Consider the following 18,177-nt stretch of genomic DNA (forward strand, 5'->3'; position numbering starts at 1 on the left):
CACCCACCCGGTAGGCGAACCGCTCAACCGCCGGAGGCAGGCGCAGCCTCCTGCTCCGCCTCCACCCGTGCGTTCCAGTCCTTCTTCGCCGCCTGCCAGCCGTCCTCGTTGTGGCCCAGGCGCCAGTAGCCGGAGATGGACAGGTGCTCGCGCGGGATCTGGTGCTCGACACGCAGCAGCCGGCGCAGCTCCTTCACGAAGGCCGCCTCGCCGTGTACGAACGCGCATACCCGGCCCTCCGGGAACTCCAGCGCCCGTACGGCCTCGACCAGGGCCTCGCCGATCGGGCGGTCGCCGCGGTGCAGCCAGACGACCTCCACGTCGGAGGCGATCTTCTGCTCCTCGTCCGGGCCCTCGACCTCGACGAAGGCGTACACCTTGGCGCCGTCGGGCATCGCCTCCAGGGAGGCGGCGATCGCGGGCAGCGCGCTCTCGTCCCCGGCCAGCAGATGCCAGTCGGCCTCGGCATCGGGCGCGTACGCCCCGCCGGGACCCAGGAACCGTACGAGCTCGCCCTGCTTGACCCGCGTGGCCCACGGCCCGGCCAGGCCCTCGTCGCCATGGATGACGAAGTCGAGCGTCAGCTCACGCAGCTCCGGGTCCCAGGCGCGCACCGTGTACGTACGCGTCACGGGCCACTGCTCGCGCGGGAACTCCTCGCGGATCCGGGCGATGTCGAAGGGCTCCGGATAGGTCACGCCCTCCGCCCCGAACAGCAGCTTGACGTAATGATCGGTGCGGCTGCCCGCGGAGAATTCGGCGAGGCCTTCGCCGCCGAGAACCACGCGCTGCATATGCGGAGTGAGCCGCTCCGTGCGGATCACCCGCGCGGTGTGGGGCTTCGGAACCCTGCGTGCCGGACGCTCTGCCATGACGGCCTCCCGAACATTACTAAGGCTTGCCTAAGTTATCACCTCCCCCTAGTTAACACCTCTTGCTCCATAAGTCGATGACCAAGCTTGGGGTGTTGATGACCACATCTTGGAAAAGACGAAGGCCCGGATCTTGGAAAAGGCGATGGGCCGGACCGAACGGGCGAAGTGCGGGGCGTCACCGATCACGATCCGAGCGTCACCAGCAGCCGCTGCAATGAGCCGCCCAGACCCCAGCGCACCGCCAGCTCCTCCAGGGCCGCCGGATCGCGCGGCGCGCTCGGCAGCGCCGTGTCCACGACCGGCAGGGGCGCGTCGTCGGCCACCTTGATGACCTTGGGTGCGACAGCCACGTACGGCCGGGCCTCGTCGAGGCGTCTGCGCTGCGAGGGCGTGAGCTTCGCCTTCGGGTCGTCGACCGCCGCCATGATCCCGGCCAGGTCGCCGAACTCGGCCAGCAGCTTGGCGGCCGTCTTCTCGCCGATGCCGGGCACCCCCGGCAGGCCGTCGCTCGGGTCGCCGCGCAGCAGCGCCAGGTCCGCATACCCGGGACCGTCCACCGCGTACTTCTCGCGCAGCAGGGCCTCGTCCGTGAGCTGCATGTTGCCCACGCCCTTGAGCGGATACAGCACCCTCACCTGCCGCTTGTCGTCGACCAGTTGGAACAGGTCGCGGTCGCCGGTGATGATGTCGACCGGGCCGGTGGCGCGGGCCGTGAACGTGCCGATCACATCGTCCGCCTCGTAACCCGCGACGCCCACGCGTGCGATGCCCAGCGCGTCCAGGACGTCCTCGATGATCGGCACCTGGGGCGAGAGAGTGTCGGGCACCTCTTCCTCGTCCGGGCCGGTCTCGCGCTCCTCCGCGACGCGGTGCGCCTTGTAGGAGGGGATCAGGTCGACGCGCCACTGGGGCCGCCAGTCCGCGTCCATGCATGCCACGAGATCGTCCGGGTGGCGGTCCCGTACGAGGCGGTCGATGAATTCGAGCAGTCCCCGCACCGCGTTCACCGGTGTGCCGTCCGGGGCCTTCACGGAATCCGGGACTCCGAAATAGGCGCGGAAGTACAGCGAGGCGGTGTCGAGAAGCATGATCCGGCGAGAAGTCTGCGTCTGCTGCGTCACGCCACGCATCATGCCGTACGCCACTGACAGTCACTGTCCGGAGCGGGGCGGTCGGCAAAGTGGAACACCGCTACTCGATAAACGTAAACAGCCTGTGAACTGGAGCACTCCTGCGTTTGGTCCAGACAACCCCGGGCAGGTGCGAGCCGGAGCGAAGCCGGTCCCATTTTCAACCACACCTGACAAATGGGGAGTTGAAGGGGACTGGCCATGCGGGCGGACCCCGCGTCGCTCCACGGCCCGTCGGCGGGGGAGGCGGGCCGTCATCGTTCGACCTGAGAGGTACAAGTGTCATCAAGGCTGCAAGCCGAGCACCTTTACAAGGTGTTCGGCAGACGACCAGAGAAAGCGGTCGAGCAACTCCGCGAAGGAAGTGACCGTGAGGCACTGCGCGCCGACGGCACCACCGCCGCGGTGATCGACGCGTCCTTCACGGTCGAACCGGGCCAGACCTTCGTGGTCATGGGCCTGTCCGGATCCGGCAAGTCCACGCTGCTGCGCATGCTCAACGGACTGCTGGAGCCCACTGCGGGACAAGTACTCTTCGACGGCCAGGACCTGACCGCCCTGAGCGACCGCGAGCTGCGCGAGGTCCGCTCGAAGAAGATCAGCATGGTCTTCCAGCACTTCGCGCTCTTCCCGCACCGCAGCGTCCTCGAGAACGCCGCATACGGCCTGGAGGTGCAGGGCGTACCGCGCGCCGAGCGCGAGACGCGCGCCACCGACGCCCTCGCCATGTGTGGTCTCGCCGGCTGGGAGAAGTCCTGGCCCGACGAGCTGTCCGGCGGTATGCAGCAGCGCGTGGGACTGGCCCGGGCGCTGGCCACCGACGCCGACCTGCTCCTGATGGACGAGTCGTTCAGCGCACTCGACCCGCTGATCCGCCGCGATATGCAGGATCAGCTGATCGAGCTCCAGAAGAAGCTCAAGAAGACCATCGTCTTCATCACGCACGACCTCAACGAGGCCATGCGCCTGGGCGACCGTATCGCCGTGATGCGCGACGGCGCCATCGTGCAGATCGGCACCGCCGAGGACATCCTGGTCCGCCCCGCAAGCGATTACGTCGCCTCCTTCACCAAGGACGTCGACCGCTCCCGCGTCCTCACGGCCGACGCCGTCATGGACACGAACCTGCGGGGTGACGAGGCGGACTGCGGCTGCGAGACCGCGAGGCCCGACAGCTCCTTCGTGGACCTCTGCGCGATCAGCGCCCGCGTCCCGCATTCGGTCGCGGTGCTCGACAAGACGCAGAAACTCGTCGGAGTCGTACCGCGGCAACGCCTGATCGGCTTCCTGGGTGACGAACAAGGTGAGCCCAGGCCCTGTGACGCACCGCGTGACAAGGTTGTCAAGGCGGTGAAGACCGGTGCCTAGGATCCCCTTCGGCGACTGGGTCAACGACACGGTCGACTGGCTGCTCAGCAACATGGCGTGGCTCTTCGACTTCTTCAAGACCGTCTTCGAGGGCACGTACGACGGAATCAACGCCGTCCTCCAGGCCCCGGAGCCGCTCCTCCTCGCGGGCATCTTCGCCGTGATCGCCTTCTGGCTGCGCGGCACGTCCGCCGGTGTCCTCACCTTCCTCGGGTTCGCCTTCATCGACTCCCTCGAACTGTGGGAGAACGCGATGGTGACCCTGTCGCTGGTCCTCGTGGCGACGATCATCGCGCTCGCCATCGCGGTACCCGTGGGCATCTGGGCGGCGCGCTCCGACCGGGTGAGCAACCTGGTCCGGCCGGTGCTCGACTTCATGCAGACGCTGCCCGCGATGATCTACCTCATCCCGGCCATCCTGTTCTTCGGCACCGGCGCCCCCGCGGGCATCGTGGCCACCATGATCTTCGCGCTGGCGCCCGGTGTCCGCATGACGGAGCTGGGCATCCGTCAGGTCGACAAGGAACTGGTCGAGGCCGCCGACGCGTTCGGCACCACCCCCGGCAACACCCTGCTGCGCATTCAGCTGCCGCTGGCGCTTCCCACGGTCATGGCCGGCGTCAACCAGGTCATCATGCTGGGCCTGTCCATGGCCGCCATCGCGGGCATGGTCGGCGCCGGCGGACTTGGCGGCGACGTGAACGAGGCCCTCGGCCAGCTGAACGTGGGCCTGGGCTCCGAAGCCGGAGTCGCCATCGTCATCCTGGCGATCTACCTGGACCGTATGACCAGTTCGCTCGGCACCCAGGTCTCGCCGCTCGGCCGCCGCTCCCTCGCCCGGCTGCGCGCCGCGCAGGGCCTGAAGATCTGGTCCTACCGGCCCCGGCCCGCCGTGGCCATGATCGGCGTCGTCGTACTCGCACTGGTCGCGGGCGGCATGGGCGTCTTCGGCGGTACGAACTCCGAGACCACCGCCGCCGGCTCCTCGAACGTCGGCCAGGGCAAGAAGATCACCATCGGCTACATCCCGTGGGACGAGGGCGTCGCCTCCACCTTCCTCTGGAAGGAGATCCTCGAGGAACGCGGCTACCAGGTCGAGGCCAAGCAGCTCGAAGCCGGCCCGATGTACACCTCGCTGGCCGCCGGCGACATCGACTTCCAGACGGACGCCTGGCTGCCGACCACCCACGAGCAGTACTGGAAGAAGTACGGCAAGAAACTCGAAGACCTGGGCTCCTGGTACGGACCGACGTCCCTGGAGCTGAGCGTGCCCTCCTACATGAAGGGCATCGACTCCCTGGAGGACCTCAAGGGCAAGGCCTCGGAGTTCGGCGGCAAGATCACCGGCATCGAGTCCAGCGCCGGAATGATGGGCCTGCTCAAGGACAAGGTCCTGGGGGAGTACGGCCTCGAAAAGGAGTACAAGGTCGTCGACAGCTCCACGCCCGCCATGCTGGCCGAGCTGAAGCGCGCGTACGCCAAGAAGGAGCCCATCGTCGTCACGCTGTGGTCGCCGCACTGGGCGTACAACGACTACAAGCTGACGAAGCTCAAGGACCCGAAGGGCGCCTGGGGCAAGGGCGACGACGTGCACACGGTCTCCCGTAAGGGCTTCGCCGCGGACAACCCGGTCGTCGGCCAGTGGCTCAAGAACTTCAAGATGACCGAGAAGCAGCTCACCAGCCTCGAGGCGGAGATCAACAAGGCGGGCGACGGCAAGCAGCCGCAGGCCGTGAAGGCCTGGCTGAAGTCCAACCCCGGCGTCGTCGACAAGCTGGCCCCGGTCGAGAACTCAACGGGCGGCGACCTGGCGGAGGCGAAGCGACCGGTGGACGTCGCCTTCTTCCCCTGGGACGAGAACGTCGCCGTCACCTACCTGTGGAAGAACGTCCTGGCCCGCCGCGGCTACACGCTGAACCTCAAGCAGATGGACGTCGGCCCGGTCTACACGGGCCTGTCCACCGGTGACATCGACGTCAACTTCGACGCGTGGCTGCCGTACGCCCAGGCGAACTACTGGGACAAGTACAAGAAAAACCTGAGAGACCTGGGCACCTGGTACCGGCCGACCTCGCTGGAACTCGCCGTGCCCTCGTACGTGAAGGACGTGAAGTCCCTGGCGGACCTCAAGGGCAAGGCCGACACCTTCGGCGGCAAGATCATCGGCATCGAGCCGGGCACCGGCGAGATGAACCTGCTCAAGAAGGACGTTCTGCCCGGCTACGGCCTGGACAAGGAGTACGAGGTCGTCGACGGCTCCACGCCCGCGATGCTGGCCGAGCTGAAGCGCGCGTACGCCAAGAAGGAGCCGATCATCGCCGTCCTGTGGTCCCCGCACTGGGCCTACAGCGAGTACGAGCTCACCAAACTGTCGGACGAGAAGAAGCTGTTCGGCGAGGGGAACACGATCCGCACGATCACCAACAAGGCGTTCCCGGGCCAGTACCCGCAGCTCACGAAGTGGATCAAGAACTTCAAGATGAGCGAGGAGGAACTCGGCACCCTGGAGGCCGAGATCAAGGACCGCGGCCAGGGCAACGAGGAGGAGGCCGTCGAGGCGTGGCTCAAGGAGCACCCGGACATGGTGAGCCGGATGACTCCGTAGCGATGCGGTAGTGCGGCAGCAGTCGGCTGAGGGGTGGGCTTCGCCCGCGGGGACCGTGTGGTTCCGGTGCGGCGAAAGCCCACCCCTTTGTTTACGGCCTTGTGACGGCCGCGTGAAACGGTTTGCCGAACGTGCGTAGGGTGCAAACAAAACATCGGGAGACATTGGCTCGTACGTTCCTCGTATGTAGTACTCCGGACGTACGAGAGGTACGAGACGTACGAGCACCGGGCCGTCACCGAGCCGCCCGCCCCGACCCCGCACCGACGACGCACAGGAGGGAGCCGAAGCGATGGACGACAACAAAGACGCCCTTCGGGTGGGCGCGGCCGTCCGGCGGCGGCGCCGGGCACTGGAGCTCACCCTCGCCGTCGTCGCCGAGCGCAGCGGACTGTCGGTGCCGTTCCTGAGCCAGGTCGAGAACGAGCGGGCCCGGCCCAGCATGCGCTCCCTGCAGCGCGTCGCCGACGCCCTCGGGACGACCTGCGTCGAACTCCTCGCCGCCGCCGACCCGGCGCGCAGCGTCGACGTCGTGCGCTCCGACGACTCCGAGTTCACCCACGAGCCCCTCGTACGCCCCCTGGTGCGCGGTCACCATCAGTTGCACGCCATGGAGTTCAGCGGCGACCACGACGCGGGCCGCGAATTCCAGCACCGCAACGACGAGTTGATGTACGTCGCGGATGGCGCCGTCGAGGTCGAGGCGGAAGGCCGCGCGTACCGGCTGGGGCGCGGCGACACGCTGTACATGACCGGTGGCGTACGGCACCGGTGGCGGGCGACCGTGCCGGACACCCGTGTGCTGGTCGTGGCGGTCGCGGACCACATCGAGGCGGCGGAGGACGCGCAGCGGTGAGGGGTGCGGGTCGTGTGCCGGTGAGGATGGTGTCCCTGGTCCCGTCCCTCACGGAGGCGGTGGCCGCCTCGGCGCCGGGTGTGCTGGCGGCGGCGACGGACTGGTGCAGCCATCCCGCCGATCTCGATGTCGTACGGATCGGGGGCACGAAGAACCCGGACGTCGAGCGGATCGTACGGCTCGCGCCCGACCTCGTGATCGCCAACGAGGAGGAGAACCGGGAGCCGGATCTGACCGCCCTGCGGGAAGCAGGGCTCGAGGTTCTGGTGACCGAGGTGCGGGATGTGCCTCAGGCGTTTCGTGAGCTGGAGCGGGTGCTTGAGGCATGTGGGGTTCGGGCCCGGCCGCGGTGGCTGGACGAGGCGGAGGCGGTGTGGGCGGACCTGCCGGTGCCGTCGCGTCGCCGCCGTGCCGTTGTGCCGATCTGGCGGCGGCCGTGGATGGTGCTCGGCCGGGACACCTTCGCGGGTGACGTACTGGCGCGGCTGGGCGTGGACAACGTGTACGCCACGCACGCGGAGCGCTATCCGCGGGTGCCGATCGAGGAGTTGAGGTCCGCGGAGGCGGCGGAGTATGTCGTGCTGCTGCCGGATGAGCCGTACCGGTTCACGGCCGAGGACGGGCCTGAGGCGTTTCCGGGGCGGGCCTGTGCGCTCGTCAGTGGGCGGCATTTGACCTGGTATGGGCCTTCGTTGGGGGAGGCGCCGTTGCTGGTCGGCAGGGCGGTTTCCTTCGGCGGTTGAGCAGGCCGGTTTCGTTCGGCGGTTGAGCGGGTGCGGAGTGCCTCCGGCGGTTGGGGCGGATGGGTTCGTCTTCGGTTGGGTTCATGGTCGGGTGCGAGTGATGGGTGCGGGTGCGTTGTGGCTTTTCTCCTGCACATAGAGTGGGCTTATGGGCGTGGCTGAACAGGAGTTTCCCGGGTTCTCTGGAGGGCTTGGGCGGCGGGTGCCCGAGCTCGGGGCGTTGGAGTTGCTGCTTGCTGTGGCGCGGCTGGGGAGTCTGGGGCGGGCGGCTCGGGAGCTGGGGATCACGCAGCCGGCGGCCAGCAGCCGGATTCGGTCGATGGAGCGGCAGTTGGGGGTGGCCCTGGTGGACCGTTCGCCCACCGGGTCGCGGCTCACGGACGCCGGTGCGCTGGTGACGGACTGGGCGCAGCGGATCGTGGAGGCGGCGGAGGCCTTCGACGCCGGGGCGCAGGCGCTGCGGGACCGGCGTGACTCGAGGTTGCGCGTCGCCGCGAGCATGACGATCGCCGAGTATCTGCTGCCGGGGTGGCTGATCGCGCTGCGCGCCCAGCGTCCGGACACGGCCGTGTCGTTGCTCGCCGGGAACTCCGCTGTCGTGGCCGAGCGGCTCCTCGCCGACGAGGCGGACCTCGGCTTCGTGGAGGGGTTGTCCGTGCCGACCGGGCTCGACTCGGCGGTCATCGCCCACGACCGGCTGATCGTGGTGACGGCGCCCGGGCATCCGTGGGCGCGGCGGCGTCGGCCGCTGGCCGCGGCGGAGCTGGCGTCGACGCCGCTGATTCTTCGGGAGAAGGGTTCCGGTACGCGTCAGGTCCTGGACGCGGCGCTCGGCGGGCTGGCCCGCCCGTTGATCGAGCTTTCGTCCACTACGGCGGTGAAGGCCTCCGTGGTCAGTGGTGCGGGGCCGGCGGTACTGAGCGAGCTGGCGCTCGGCGAGGAGTTGTCGGCCCGCCGGCTCGTCTCGGTTCCTGTGGCGGATGTGCGTCTCAGCCGGGCGCTTCGGGCGGTGTGGCCGGCGGGGCATCGGCCGGCGGGGCCGGCGCGGGATCTTTTGTCGTTGACCGTTGCCTCCGGCGGTTGAGCGGTTGGGTTCGTTGTCGACTGACGGTCCGTCCTGGCTGGTGGGGAAAGGAACCCCTCGCTCAGGCGGCCGCTCGCACAAGGCCGCGCATGACCCGGAGGTCGTCGCCCATCTCCGGGTGCCACTGGACCCCCAACACCCAGCCCAGACCGGCGCGTTCCAGCGCCTCCACCGTCCCGTCCGCCGCATACGCGGAAGCCGTGAGACCGGCACCGAGGTGGTCCACGGACTGGTGGTGGTAGGTGGGGACTGAGGTCTCCTCGGGCACCAGACCGGCGTACAGAGAGCCGGGAACCGGCTTCACGGTGTGGCGGCCGAAGACGCCCACCACCTCGGCATGCCCCTCGATGTGCTGCACGAGAGTCCCCCCGAGGGCGACGTTCAGCAGTTGCATCCCCCGGCAGATCCCCAGCAGCGGAGTGCCGGAGGCGAGCGCGGCGTCGATCAGGGCGAGTTCCCAACTGTCCCGCTCACCGGCCGCGGGCCCGGTACGAGGCTCACGAGCGGCCCCGTACCGCGCCGGATCCACGTCCGGACCCCCCGCGATCACGAGCCCGTCGAGCCGGGCGACGACTGCCGCGGCATGCGCGGGATCGTCGGGCGGCAGCATCGCGGCCAGCCCGCCCGCGTCCCGCACCAGCCGCGGATACCCGACGGGCAGCAGCGCCGCCTCCAGCTCCCACACACCCCAGCGTGCCGACTCCAGATACGTACTGACTCCGATCAGTGGCCTGCCGCCCACCATGAACCCCTTCTCGTGGTCTCCTGGATCAGTTCCGCTCCAACTCTGCCTCGGCGGCCGCCAGCGCCGCGAATTCCTCCTCAGGTGCCTTCGCCACCAGGTGCTTGCGGCTGTAGAGGCCGAAGTAGGCGACCGCCACCACGTACACCGCGAGTGCGATGACCGCCGCCGTCACGTCCACCAGGAACGTCGCCACCAGTGCGGAACACGCCAGCACCAGCGCCACCGAGGACGTCAGCACACCACCCGGCGTACGGTACGGCCGCTCGAGGTCCGGCTCGCGGCGGCGCAGCACGATGTGCGAGAGCGACATCAACGCGTACGAGATGGTGGCGCCGAAGACCGCCACGTTCAGCATGCGCGCGCCGTTGCCCGTGGCCGCGGCCAGCGCGAAGCCGATCGCGCCCGGCACCAGCAGGCCCAGGTAGGGGGCCTTGCGGCTGCTCGTCAGGGACAGGAAGCGGGGCAGGTAGCCGGCCCGCGAGAGCGCGAAGAGCTGACGTGAGCCGGCGTAGATCAGGGAGAAGAACGACGCGACCAGGCCCGCGAGCCCCGCGTAGTTGACGATCCGGCTCAGCGTCGTCGCCTCACCGTCGGGCTGGAGCGCCTCGACGAGTGGGTTGCCCGCTCCCTGGATGGCGTCCGAGCCTCGCGCCCCGGCGGCGGCGAAGAAGGTGATCAGGGCCAGGAAGACCAGGATGGCCATCGACCAGCGGATGGCCTTCGGCAGCGTACGGGCCGGGTCCTTGGTCTCCTCGGCCGCGAGCGGCACGCCCTCGACCCCCAGGAAGAACCACATGCCGAACGGGAACGCGGCCCAGATGCCCAGCAGGCCCAGGGGAAGCCAGGAACTGGCCCCGAAGGCACTCTCGTCCACCGGGATGTCGTCGAGGTTCGAGGCGTCGAAGTCCGGGAACGCGCCGACCGCGAACACCAGCAGCGCCAGCACCGCGATCCCCGTGACGACGAAGCTGAAGCGCAGCGCCTCGCCGACGCCCCACAGATGGATGCCGATGAAGATCACGAAGCAGGCCAGGTACACCGGCCAGCCGGAGGTGAGCCCGAACAGGCCCAGCGACTCGACGTAGTCGCCGATGAAGATGGAGATGGCGGCGGGCGCGAGGACGTACTCGATGAGGATCGCCGTGCCGGTCAGGAAGCCGCCCCAGGGGCCGAGCGCCCGGCGCGCGAAGCCGTAGCCGCCGCCCGCCGTGGGCAGGATGGAGGACAGCTCGGCGAGCGCGAAGACCATGCAGGTGTACATCAGGCCCATGAGGACCATGGCGATCGCTAGGCCGCCGAAGCCGCCCTCGGCGAGTCCGAAGTTCCAGCCGGAGTAGTCGCCGGAGACGACGTACGCGACGCCCAGTCCGGTGAGCAGCAGCCAGCCGGCGCTGCCCCGGCGCAGGCTCCTGCGCTCCAGATAGTCGTCCCCCTCCGGGGCGGCGGGTGGCTTGGTGGAATCGATGGACATGGGCGGACTCCCCAAAGGGCGGTGGACGCTCGGGTGAAAGGGGCCCGAGGCACACAAGGGGCCCCCGGCGGCACAGCGAAGCGCAATGGAACGGATCCATACCTTTGCGGGCCACGGGGTCAGAAAGCAAGAGGCGTGCGTTACGTGCCCGTTAATCGCGTCTCGCGTGGAAGCCGCGGCACGTCACGCGAGGAAGCCGCGCAGCAGGGCGGCGGTTCCCTCACAGTGCTCGCGCATCATCTCCCGCGCCCCGTCGGCGTCCCCGTCGAGCACGGCCTCCACCAGGGCGGTGTGCTGCTGCTGCGAGTGCTCCAGGTTCCGCACCAGGAGCGGGATGCAGTCCAGCAGGTCGTTCACGGTTGCGCGTACGGCCGCGTACTGGGCGGTGAGGGTCGGCGAACCACATAGTTCGGCGAGCGTGAGGTGGAGGAGTGTGTCGAGGCGCCGGTAGTCCGCCAGGGGCGCGTCGCGTGTGCGGGCGAGGGCCTCGCGCAGGCGCGCCGACTGGTCGGCGGACAGGCCGTGGGCCGCGCAGAGGCCGGCCGCGCCCACCTCCAGGACCTCGCGGAAGCGCAGTACGTCCTCGATGTCCACGCCCTCGACCCGGCGGCGCAACTCGGCCTCACCGGGCGCCTCGGTCCTGGGCCGGACGAACGTGCCGCCGTACCGCCCGCGCCGCGACTCCACCAGACCCTGGTCCTGAAGCACCTTCAGCACCTCGCGCAGCGTCACCCGGCTGATCCCGAGCCGGTCCGCCAACTCCCGCTCGGCGGGCAGCCGTTCACCACCGGGCACCAGGCCGAGCCGTACCACCTGGAGGATCTGCTCCAGTGCCTCCTCGAAGCCGTTGCCCGCGCGGACCGGCCGCAGGACGGGTGCCAGCTGATCGCCCGGCCGGCCGTTCTCGCCGTGCGCATCCGGCTGCGTCATCTCGCCGTGCCCCCTTCCCAAGCAATGGTTCTCGGCAATACCTTATGGCTCTCGGCTGACCGAAGGAGGCCTTTCCGTGGCCCACCGCACACCACCACTCAGCGTGGAGGAGCTGCACGCTCTCGTCGCGAGCGGCGAGATCGACACTGTCGTCCTGGCCTTCCCGGACATGCAAGGGCGGCTCCAAGGCAAGCGGTTCGCCGCGCGCTTCTTCCTCGACGATGTCCTCCAGCACGGTACGGAGGGCTGCAATTACCTCCTCGCGGTCGACACCGAGATGAACACGGTCGACGGGTACGAGATGTCCTCCTGGGACCGCGGCTACGGCGACTTCGCCATGCGTCCGGATCTCAGCACGTTGCGCAAGGTCCCGTGGAACGCCGGTACGGCCATGCTCATCGCCGACCTCGCCTGGAACAACGACTCGCCCGTCGTCGCCGCGCCCCGCCAGATACTCCGCCGCCAGCTGGAACGCCTGGCCGAATACGGCTACACCGCGCAAGTCGGCACCGAGCTGGAGTTCATCGTCTTCAAGGACACGTACGAGCAGGCCTGGGACGCCAATTATCGGGGGCTGACCCCGGCGAACCAGTACAACATCGACTATTCGGTGCTCGGTACGGGCCGTATTGAGCCTCTGCTGCGTCGTATCCGCAATGAGATGCAGGCCGCGGGGCTGATCGTCGAGTCCGCCAAGGGCGAGTGCAATCCCGGGCAGCACGAGATCGCGTTCAAGTACGACGAGGCCCTGGTCACCTGCGATCAGCACGCCATCTACAAGACCGGCGCCAAGGAGATCGCCTCCCAGGAGGGCGTCTCGCTCACCTTCATGGCCAAGTACAACGAGCGCGAGGGCAACTCCTGTCACATCCACCTCTCGCTCGCCGACAAGGACGGCCGCAACGCCATGGCCGGCGACGGGCCCGGCGGCATGTCCGACGTGATGCGGCACTTCCTCGCCGGACAACTGGCCGCACTCAGGGACTTCTCCCTGCTGTACGCGCCCAACATCAACTCGTACAAGAGATTCCAGCCCGGCTCCTTCGCACCGACCGCCGCCGCCTGGGGCTACGACAACCGCACCTGCTCCCTGCGTGTGGTCGGCCACGGCCGCTCGATGCGCTTCGAGAACCGGCTGCCCGGCGGCGACGTCAATCCGTACCTGGCCGTCGCGGGACTCGTCGCGGCCGGTCTGTACGGCATCGAGCAGAAACTGGAGCTGCCGGAGGCGTGCGCGGGGAACGCGTACACCGGCGAGTACGAGCACGTCCCCACCACCCTGCACGAGGCCGCCGAGCTCTGGGAGACCAGCCCCATCGCCAAGGCCGCCTTCGGGGACGAGGTCGTCGCCCACTACCGCAACATGGCCCGCGTCGAACTCCAGGCCTTCGACGCCGCGGTGACCGACTGGGAGCTGCGCCGCTCCTTCGAACGCATGTAGAAAGGTCCGTCCGTGTCGTACGAGCATCAGCTCCAGGTCCTCAATCCGGCGACGGAGGAGGTCATCGCCACCGTCCCGGCCGCCGGCGCCGAGGACGTCGACTCCGCCGTCGTACGGGCGGCGCAGGCGCAGTCCGGGTGGGCCGCCCTCGCGCCGGGCGAGCGGGCCCGGCTGCTGCGCCGCTTCGCCGTCACCGTCGACGAACACCTCGAGGAACTCGCCCAGTTGGAGGTGCGGGAGGCCGGGCACACCATCGGCAACGCCCGCTGGGAAGCCGGCAACGTACGCGATCTGCTCGACTACGCGGCCGGGGGAGTGGAGCGGCTGACCGGGCGGCAGATCCCCGTCGCCGGCGGGCTCGACGTCACGATCCTCGAACCCCTCGGTGTCGTCGGTGTGATCGCGCCCTGGAACTTCCCGATGCCCATCGCGGCCTGGGGCACCGCTCCGGCGCTCGCGGCGGGCAACGCCGTCATCCTCAAGCCCGCCGAGACGACCCCGCTGACGGCGCTGCGGCTGGCCGAACTCGCCCTGGAGGCCGGGCTTCCCGAGGGGTTGTTCCAGGTACTCCCGGGCGTGGGTTCCGTCGCGGGCAACGCGCTCGTCGAGCATCCCGGAGTGGCGAAGATCGTCTTCACGGGATCAACGCCCGTGGGCAAACAGGTGTTGGCAAAGGGCTCGGCGCTCCTGAAGCCCGTCACCCTCGAACTCGGCGGCAAGAGCCCCAACATCGTCTTCGCCGACTCCGACATCGAAGCCGCCGCCGCGGCCACCCCCATGTCCTTCCTCGACAACTCCGGCCAGGACTGCTGCGCCCGCACCCGCGTCCTCGTCCAGCGCGCGGCGTACGACCGCTTCCTCGAACTCCTCGCCCCCGCCGTCGAGTCCGTCCTCGTCGGCGACCCGGCCGACGAGAAGACCGCGATGGGCCCACTGATCTCCAAGGCTCAGCTGGAACGCGTACGTTCGTACGTCACCGACGATCTGCAAGGCATCCGCGGCACCGCCCCCGAAGGCCCCGGCTTCTGGTTCCCGCCCACCGTCCTGACCGGAATCGAGCCGCACGCGCGCGTGGCCGTCGAGGAGGTCTTCGGACCGGTCGCCGTCGTGCTGCCCTTCGAGGACGAGGCGGACGCGATCCGGCTCGCCAACGCCACCGAGTACGGACTCTCCGGCTCCATCTGGACCCGGGACGTCGGCCGGGCGCTGCGCGTGTCCCAGGCCGTACGCGCCGGGAACCTGTCCGTCAACTCCCATGCCAGCGTCCGCTACTGGACCCCGTTCGGCGGCTACAAGCAGTCCGGGCTCGGCCGTGAACTCGGCCCGGACGCGCTCACCGCCTTCACCGAGACCAAGAACGTCTTCATCAGCACGGAGGGTCCCGCACAGTGACCGAAGAGAGCATCTGCCGCCGCCTTGTCGGCCGCACCGCCGTCATCACCGGTGCCGGCAGCGGCATCGGCCTCGCCACCGCGCGCCGCCTCGCCTCCGAGGGCGCCCATGTCGTCTGCGGCGACGTGGACGAGCAGCGCGGCAAGGGGGCCGCCGAGGAGGTGGGCGGGATCTTCGTGAAGGTCGACGTCACCGACCCCGAGCAGGTGGAGGCGCTGTTCAAGACCGCGTACGACACCTACGGCTCGGTCGATATCGCCTTCAACAACGCGGGGATCTCGCCGCCGGACGACGACTCCATCCTGGAGACGGGACTGGAGGCGTGGAAGCGGGTCCAGGAGGTCAACCTCACCTCCGTGTACCTGTGTTGCAAGGCCGCGATTCCCTACATGCGGCGCCAGGGCAAGGGTTCCATCATCAACACGGCGTCGTTCGTGGCCCGGATGGGCGCGGCGACCTCCCAGATCTCGTACACCGCCTCCAAGGGCGGCGTCCTAGCCATGTCCCGCGAACTGGGGGTGCAGTTCGCCCGCGAGGGCATCCGCGTCAACGCCCTGTGCCCGGGGCCGGTCAACACCCCGCTCCTCCAGGAGCTGTTCGCCAAGGACCCGGAGCGGGCCGCGCGCCGTCTCGTGCACATCCCGGTCGGGCGGTTCGCGGAAGCCGAGGAGATGGCCGCGGCGGTCGCCTTCCTGGCCAGCGACGACTCCTCGTTCGTGAACGCGACCGACTTCCTCGTGGACGGCGGGATTTCGGGCGCCTACGTCACGCCTCTGTAGAGGGCCGTGCACTGACGGTGGAGGGGCGCTTACAGTGCGGGAATGAGCATGACGCCCCCGCCCGGCTGGTACCCCGACCCCTCGGCGCCGCATGTCGAGCGCTGGTGGGACGGGACCAGGTGGACCGAGCACATGCGCGCCCCCGAGACGGTGCCCCAGCAGCCCTTGGCGCAGCCCGGGTTCGCCCCCGAGCCCGGTGGCCCCGGCGGCGGCGCCGGCCGTGCGAAGGTCATCGCCATGATCGCCGCGGCAGCCGTGCTGGTCGCCGCGATCGTCATCGGAGCCGTCGTCCTGAACCGGGACGACGGCTCCCCGGAGGCGAACACCACCCCGGCGCCCGAGTCCTCCGCGCCCGCGAGCGACCCGCCGTCGCCCACGCCCTCGGAGTCCACCTCCGAACCGTCGGCCGACGACCCCCTCACGGTCGTGGACGAGCTCAACGGCATCACCTTTCCGCTTCTCGACGGCTGGGTCAGACCCGAGTTCGTCGCCGAGGACTACGTCGTGATGGTCACGCCCGACACCTACACCTGCCCGGGCGACGACGGACAGTGCCGTCACGGCAAGGTCATCTCGCGCACGGTGACCGCGAACGACGAGAAGTCCCCCGAGGCGCTCGCCAAGGCCGACATCTCGGAGGCGGCGGACCAGGCCTACGACCGCGACCAGCTCGACCGCAGGCTCTACGGCGGCATCACGTCCAAGAAGCTGGTCAAGCAGGGACCGGTCGCGGTCGCGGGCCGCACCGGGTACTTCGTACGCTGGCGGGTCAAGACCGAGAAAGGGCCCGGGGGGTACGTCCAGTCGCTGGCGTTCGCGTCCAGCGTCGGCTCCGGGGCACCGGTCATGGTGCGGTACGTGATCGACGCCGGGGAGGACGCGCCGCCGCTCACCGACATGGACAAGATCACCAAGGGGATCCGGCCGGTGGGTGACGGGGACACGAGCGGAGGGGTGGGCAGCAGCGTCGGGCCCACGCGGTAGCCGCGTACGGCCGAGGGCTGGTACGTCTACAGCTACGGCCGATGGCTGGTACGGCTACAGGAAGGTGTGACCTTCGCCTCGATACGTCGGGACTGTCGCCGTCACTGTGTCGCCCTCCACCAGGTGCAGCGCCTCGAACCGCTCGCACAGTTCACCGGCCTTGGCGTGCCGGAACCACACCTTGTCGCCGATCAGCAGATCGTCGGCGGGGGAGCCGAGCAGCGGGGTCTGCACCTCGCCGGCTCCCTCCTGAGGGTCGTACCGCAGCCCCTCGGGGAGGTACGGCTCGGGCAGCCGGTCGGCTCCCGCCGCACCCGAGGCCGGGTAGCCGCCGCCGAGGACGGTCACGACGCCCAGGCCCGGCCGGCGGACGACGGGCTGGGCGAAGAGCGCGGCCGGACGCCCGCTGAACGAGGTGTAGTTGTCGAAGAGACGCGGGACATAGAGCCCCGATCCGGCCGCGATCTCGGTGACGGAGTCCTCGGCGGCGGTGTGCTGGACGCTGCCCGTGCCGCCGCCGTTGACGAACTCGAGGTCCGGCGTCACGGCCCGTGCCGCGCGCACCACCTCGGCGCGCCGCTGGGCCAGTTCCCTGCGGGCGGCGGCCTGCATCAGCCGGATGGCGCGCGACCGCAGCGGCCGTCCGCGCAGGGCGTCGCCGACACCGGCGATATGCCCCTCGTACGCCATGATCCCCACCAGCCGGAAGCCGGGCCGCCGGGCTACCGCGCGGGCCATCTCGGCGACCTGTGCGGGGGAGTGCAGTGGCGAACGGCGGGCGCCGACGCGTACCCGTCCGCCGAGCAGCTTCAGCGAGGTGTCCAACTCCAGGCAGACGCGCACCACTTCGCGTCCGCCGTCCCGGGCGTCGTCGATCAGCTTCAGCTGGGCCGGGTCGTCGATCATGACGGTGACGGAGGCGGCGAGTTTGGGGTCGCCCGCCAGTTCCGCGTACGCCTTGCGGTCCGCGGACGGGTAGGCGAGCAGTACGTCCTCGAATCCGGAGCGGGCCAGCCACAGCGATTCGTCCAGCGTGAACGACATGATCCCGGCGAAGCCGTCCCGGGCCAGGACGCGTTCGAGAAGGGCCCGGCAGCGTACGGATTTGCTCGCGACGCGTATCGGCTTGCCGGCCGCCCTTCGTGTCAGATCCTCCGCGTTGGCGTCGAAGGCCTCCAGATCCACGATCGCGAGGGGGGCGTCGAGATGGGCGGTGGCCCGGTCGTAGCGGGCCCGGTCTGCGCTGCGGCCAGTCATGCCACGAAGCCTGCCAGACGTGATTACCGCAGGGTAGGGGGACGTTCCGGGCAGATGCCGCGGGCCCGCGTACTGGTTCCCACTCGCACAGTGTCAGCCCGTAGAGTGACGCGGACGCAGGAAGGGAACAGTCCGGAGGAGTTCCTTTGGCGGGCCGGTTGCCCGAGCACGAGGAAACGGGGGGTGCATTGAGCACGGAAGCGCGTCGCACCCCCGTCCCTCCGCGCCCGCCGAATCCGCCGAGCGGGGCCGAGGACCAACCCTCCGAGACCGCCGCCGAAACGACGGGCCCGCTGCCGAGACGCGACCCCGACACCGCGCCGCGGAGGCCGGGTATCGCGGGGGCGCTGCCCGGGAGTGCCGCTCCAGGTGGGCCGTCTCGGCCACGTGGCCTCGACGAGGACAGTCGCGGAACCTTCGAGGGCGACGACGACCGCGAGCGCCAGGCCGATGCCGACGGCGAGGGCAAGGGAGCCCGCTGCGGTCGCCCATGCGAACCACTTGGGGAGATGCGCGC

General features: G+C 69.6%; 15 protein-coding genes and 1 pseudogene. 10 read left to right on the forward strand and 6 right to left on the reverse strand.

From position 1 onward, the window contains the following. Nucleotides 1-23: 23 nt before the first annotated feature. Nucleotides 24-872, reverse strand: a complete 849-nt coding sequence (locus tag G6048_RS37570) for a siderophore-interacting protein (protein WP_165344074.1) — start codon at nt 870-872, stop codon at nt 24-26. Between the two features lie 185 nt (nt 873-1,057). Beyond that, the gene (locus G6048_RS37575; RefSeq protein WP_235990877.1) at nt 1,058-2,005 is read right to left on the reverse strand and encodes a 5'-3' exonuclease; all 948 of its coding nucleotides are present in this window, start codon (nt 2,003-2,005) and stop codon (nt 1,058-1,060) included. A 279-nt stretch (nt 2,006-2,284) separates the two neighbouring features. Between G6048_RS37575 and G6048_RS37580 the strand changes: the two genes are divergently transcribed. The 5 genes from G6048_RS37580 to G6048_RS37600 all read left to right on the forward strand — a co-directional run bounded on the left by G6048_RS37580 (nt 2,285) and on the right by G6048_RS37600 (nt 8,661). Beyond that, nucleotides 2,285-3,373 (forward strand): quaternary amine ABC transporter ATP-binding protein, encoded by a 1,089-nt coding sequence (locus G6048_RS37580; RefSeq protein ID WP_165344076.1) that lies wholly within the window; start codon nt 2,285-2,287, stop codon nt 3,371-3,373. Then, complete coding sequence (locus G6048_RS37585) at nt 3,366-5,978, forward strand: ABC transporter permease/substrate binding protein (protein WP_165344077.1); 2,613 nt, start codon at nt 3,366-3,368, stop codon at nt 5,976-5,978. The genes G6048_RS37580 and G6048_RS37585 overlap by 8 nt, the downstream gene beginning before the upstream one ends. 292 nt (nt 5,979-6,270) lie before the next feature. Then, nucleotides 6,271-6,834, forward strand: a complete 564-nt coding sequence (locus G6048_RS37590) for a helix-turn-helix domain-containing protein (RefSeq protein WP_165344078.1) — start codon at nt 6,271-6,273, stop codon at nt 6,832-6,834. Between the two features lie 20 nt (nt 6,835-6,854). Further along, the gene (locus G6048_RS37595) at nt 6,855-7,577 is read left to right on the forward strand and encodes a helical backbone metal receptor (protein ID WP_328828139.1); all 723 of its coding nucleotides are present in this window, start codon (nt 6,855-6,857) and stop codon (nt 7,575-7,577) included. A gap of 148 nt (nt 7,578-7,725) precedes the next feature. Continuing rightward, entirely contained in the window at nt 7,726-8,661 is a 936-nt protein-coding gene (locus G6048_RS37600; RefSeq protein WP_165344079.1) for a LysR family transcriptional regulator, read from the forward strand. A 61-nt stretch (nt 8,662-8,722) separates the two neighbouring features. Here the strand turns inward: G6048_RS37600 and G6048_RS37605 are convergent, their stop codons facing one another. From G6048_RS37605 to G6048_RS37615, 3 genes are all read right to left on the reverse strand, one after another. Continuing rightward, a complete protein-coding gene (locus G6048_RS37605; RefSeq protein WP_206342612.1) occupies nt 8,723-9,406 on the reverse strand; it encodes a gamma-glutamyl-gamma-aminobutyrate hydrolase family protein in 684 nt (227 codons plus the stop codon). Nucleotides 9,407-9,431: 25 nt separating this feature from the next. Next, nucleotides 9,432-10,877 carry an ethanolamine permease gene (gene eat / locus G6048_RS37610; RefSeq protein WP_165344080.1) on the reverse strand — a complete coding sequence of 482 codons (1,446 nt, stop codon included), beginning with the start codon at nt 10,875-10,877 and terminating at the stop codon, nt 9,432-9,434. A 183-nt stretch (nt 10,878-11,060) separates the two neighbouring features. Continuing rightward, a complete protein-coding gene (locus tag G6048_RS37615) occupies nt 11,061-11,807 on the reverse strand; it encodes a FadR/GntR family transcriptional regulator (protein WP_165344081.1) in 747 nt (248 codons plus the stop codon). Nucleotides 11,808-11,883: 76 nt separating this feature from the next. On the opposite strand from G6048_RS37615, the gene G6048_RS37620 reads away from it, so the two are divergent. From G6048_RS37620 to G6048_RS37635, 4 genes are read left to right on the forward strand one after another with little or no spacing between them, the layout of a single operon-like run. Continuing rightward, nucleotides 11,884-13,248, forward strand: coding sequence for a glutamine synthetase family protein (locus G6048_RS37620; protein WP_165344082.1), 1,365 nt, complete (start codon nt 11,884-11,886; stop codon nt 13,246-13,248). Between the two features lie 12 nt (nt 13,249-13,260). Further along, complete coding sequence (locus G6048_RS37625) at nt 13,261-14,640, forward strand: aldehyde dehydrogenase family protein (protein WP_165344083.1); 1,380 nt, start codon at nt 13,261-13,263, stop codon at nt 14,638-14,640. Beyond that, nucleotides 14,637-15,419, forward strand: coding sequence for a 3-oxoacyl-ACP reductase (locus tag G6048_RS37630; protein WP_165344084.1), 783 nt, complete (start codon nt 14,637-14,639; stop codon nt 15,417-15,419). The genes G6048_RS37625 and G6048_RS37630 overlap by 4 nt, the downstream gene beginning before the upstream one ends. Before the next feature lie 48 nt (nt 15,420-15,467). Next, nucleotides 15,468-16,403, forward strand: coding sequence for a DUF2510 domain-containing protein (locus G6048_RS37635; RefSeq protein WP_165344088.1), 936 nt, complete (start codon nt 15,468-15,470; stop codon nt 16,401-16,403). A 54-nt stretch (nt 16,404-16,457) separates the two neighbouring features. Here the strand turns inward: G6048_RS37635 and G6048_RS37640 are convergent, their stop codons facing one another. After that, nucleotides 16,458-17,660 (reverse strand): amino acid deaminase/aldolase, encoded by a 1,203-nt coding sequence (locus G6048_RS37640; RefSeq protein ID WP_165344085.1) that lies wholly within the window; start codon nt 17,658-17,660, stop codon nt 16,458-16,460. A gap of 188 nt (nt 17,661-17,848) precedes the next feature. Here G6048_RS37640 and G6048_RS48920 point away from each other — a divergent pair. Then, nucleotides 17,849-18,177 (forward strand): annotated as a pseudogene (locus tag G6048_RS48920) (hypothetical protein); the annotation flags it as partial.

The sequence above is a fragment of the Streptomyces ureilyticus genome (assembly GCF_011045025.1).
Taxonomy (GTDB): Bacteria; Actinomycetota; Actinomycetes; order Streptomycetales; family Streptomycetaceae; genus Streptomyces; species Streptomyces ureilyticus.

What these genes read in the sequence shown, in the direction of transcription:
- G6048_RS37575 (WP_235990877.1), bottom strand. Translation starts at nt 2,005, where the DNA reads ATGCGTGGCGTGACGCAGCAGACGCAGACTTCTCGCCGGATCATGCTT.
- G6048_RS37615 (WP_165344081.1), bottom strand. Translation starts at nt 11,807, where the DNA reads ATGACGCAGCCGGATGCGCACGGCGAGAACGGCCGGCCGGGCGATCAG.
- G6048_RS37640 (WP_165344085.1), bottom strand. Translation starts at nt 17,660, where the DNA reads ATGACTGGCCGCAGCGCAGACCGGGCCCGCTACGACCGGGCCACCGCC.
- G6048_RS37590 (WP_165344078.1), top strand. Translation starts at nt 6,271, where the DNA reads ATGGACGACAACAAAGACGCCCTTCGGGTGGGCGCGGCCGTCCGGCGG.
- G6048_RS37605 (WP_206342612.1), bottom strand. Translation starts at nt 9,406, where the DNA reads ATGGTGGGCGGCAGGCCACTGATCGGAGTCAGTACGTATCTGGAGTCG.
- eat (WP_165344080.1), bottom strand. Translation starts at nt 10,877, where the DNA reads ATGTCCATCGATTCCACCAAGCCACCCGCCGCCCCGGAGGGGGACGAC.
- G6048_RS37570 (WP_165344074.1), bottom strand. Translation starts at nt 872, where the DNA reads ATGGCAGAGCGTCCGGCACGCAGGGTTCCGAAGCCCCACACCGCGCGG.
- G6048_RS37635 (WP_165344088.1), top strand. Translation starts at nt 15,468, where the DNA reads ATGACGCCCCCGCCCGGCTGGTACCCCGACCCCTCGGCGCCGCATGTC.
- G6048_RS37600 (WP_165344079.1), top strand. Translation starts at nt 7,726, where the DNA reads ATGGGCGTGGCTGAACAGGAGTTTCCCGGGTTCTCTGGAGGGCTTGGG.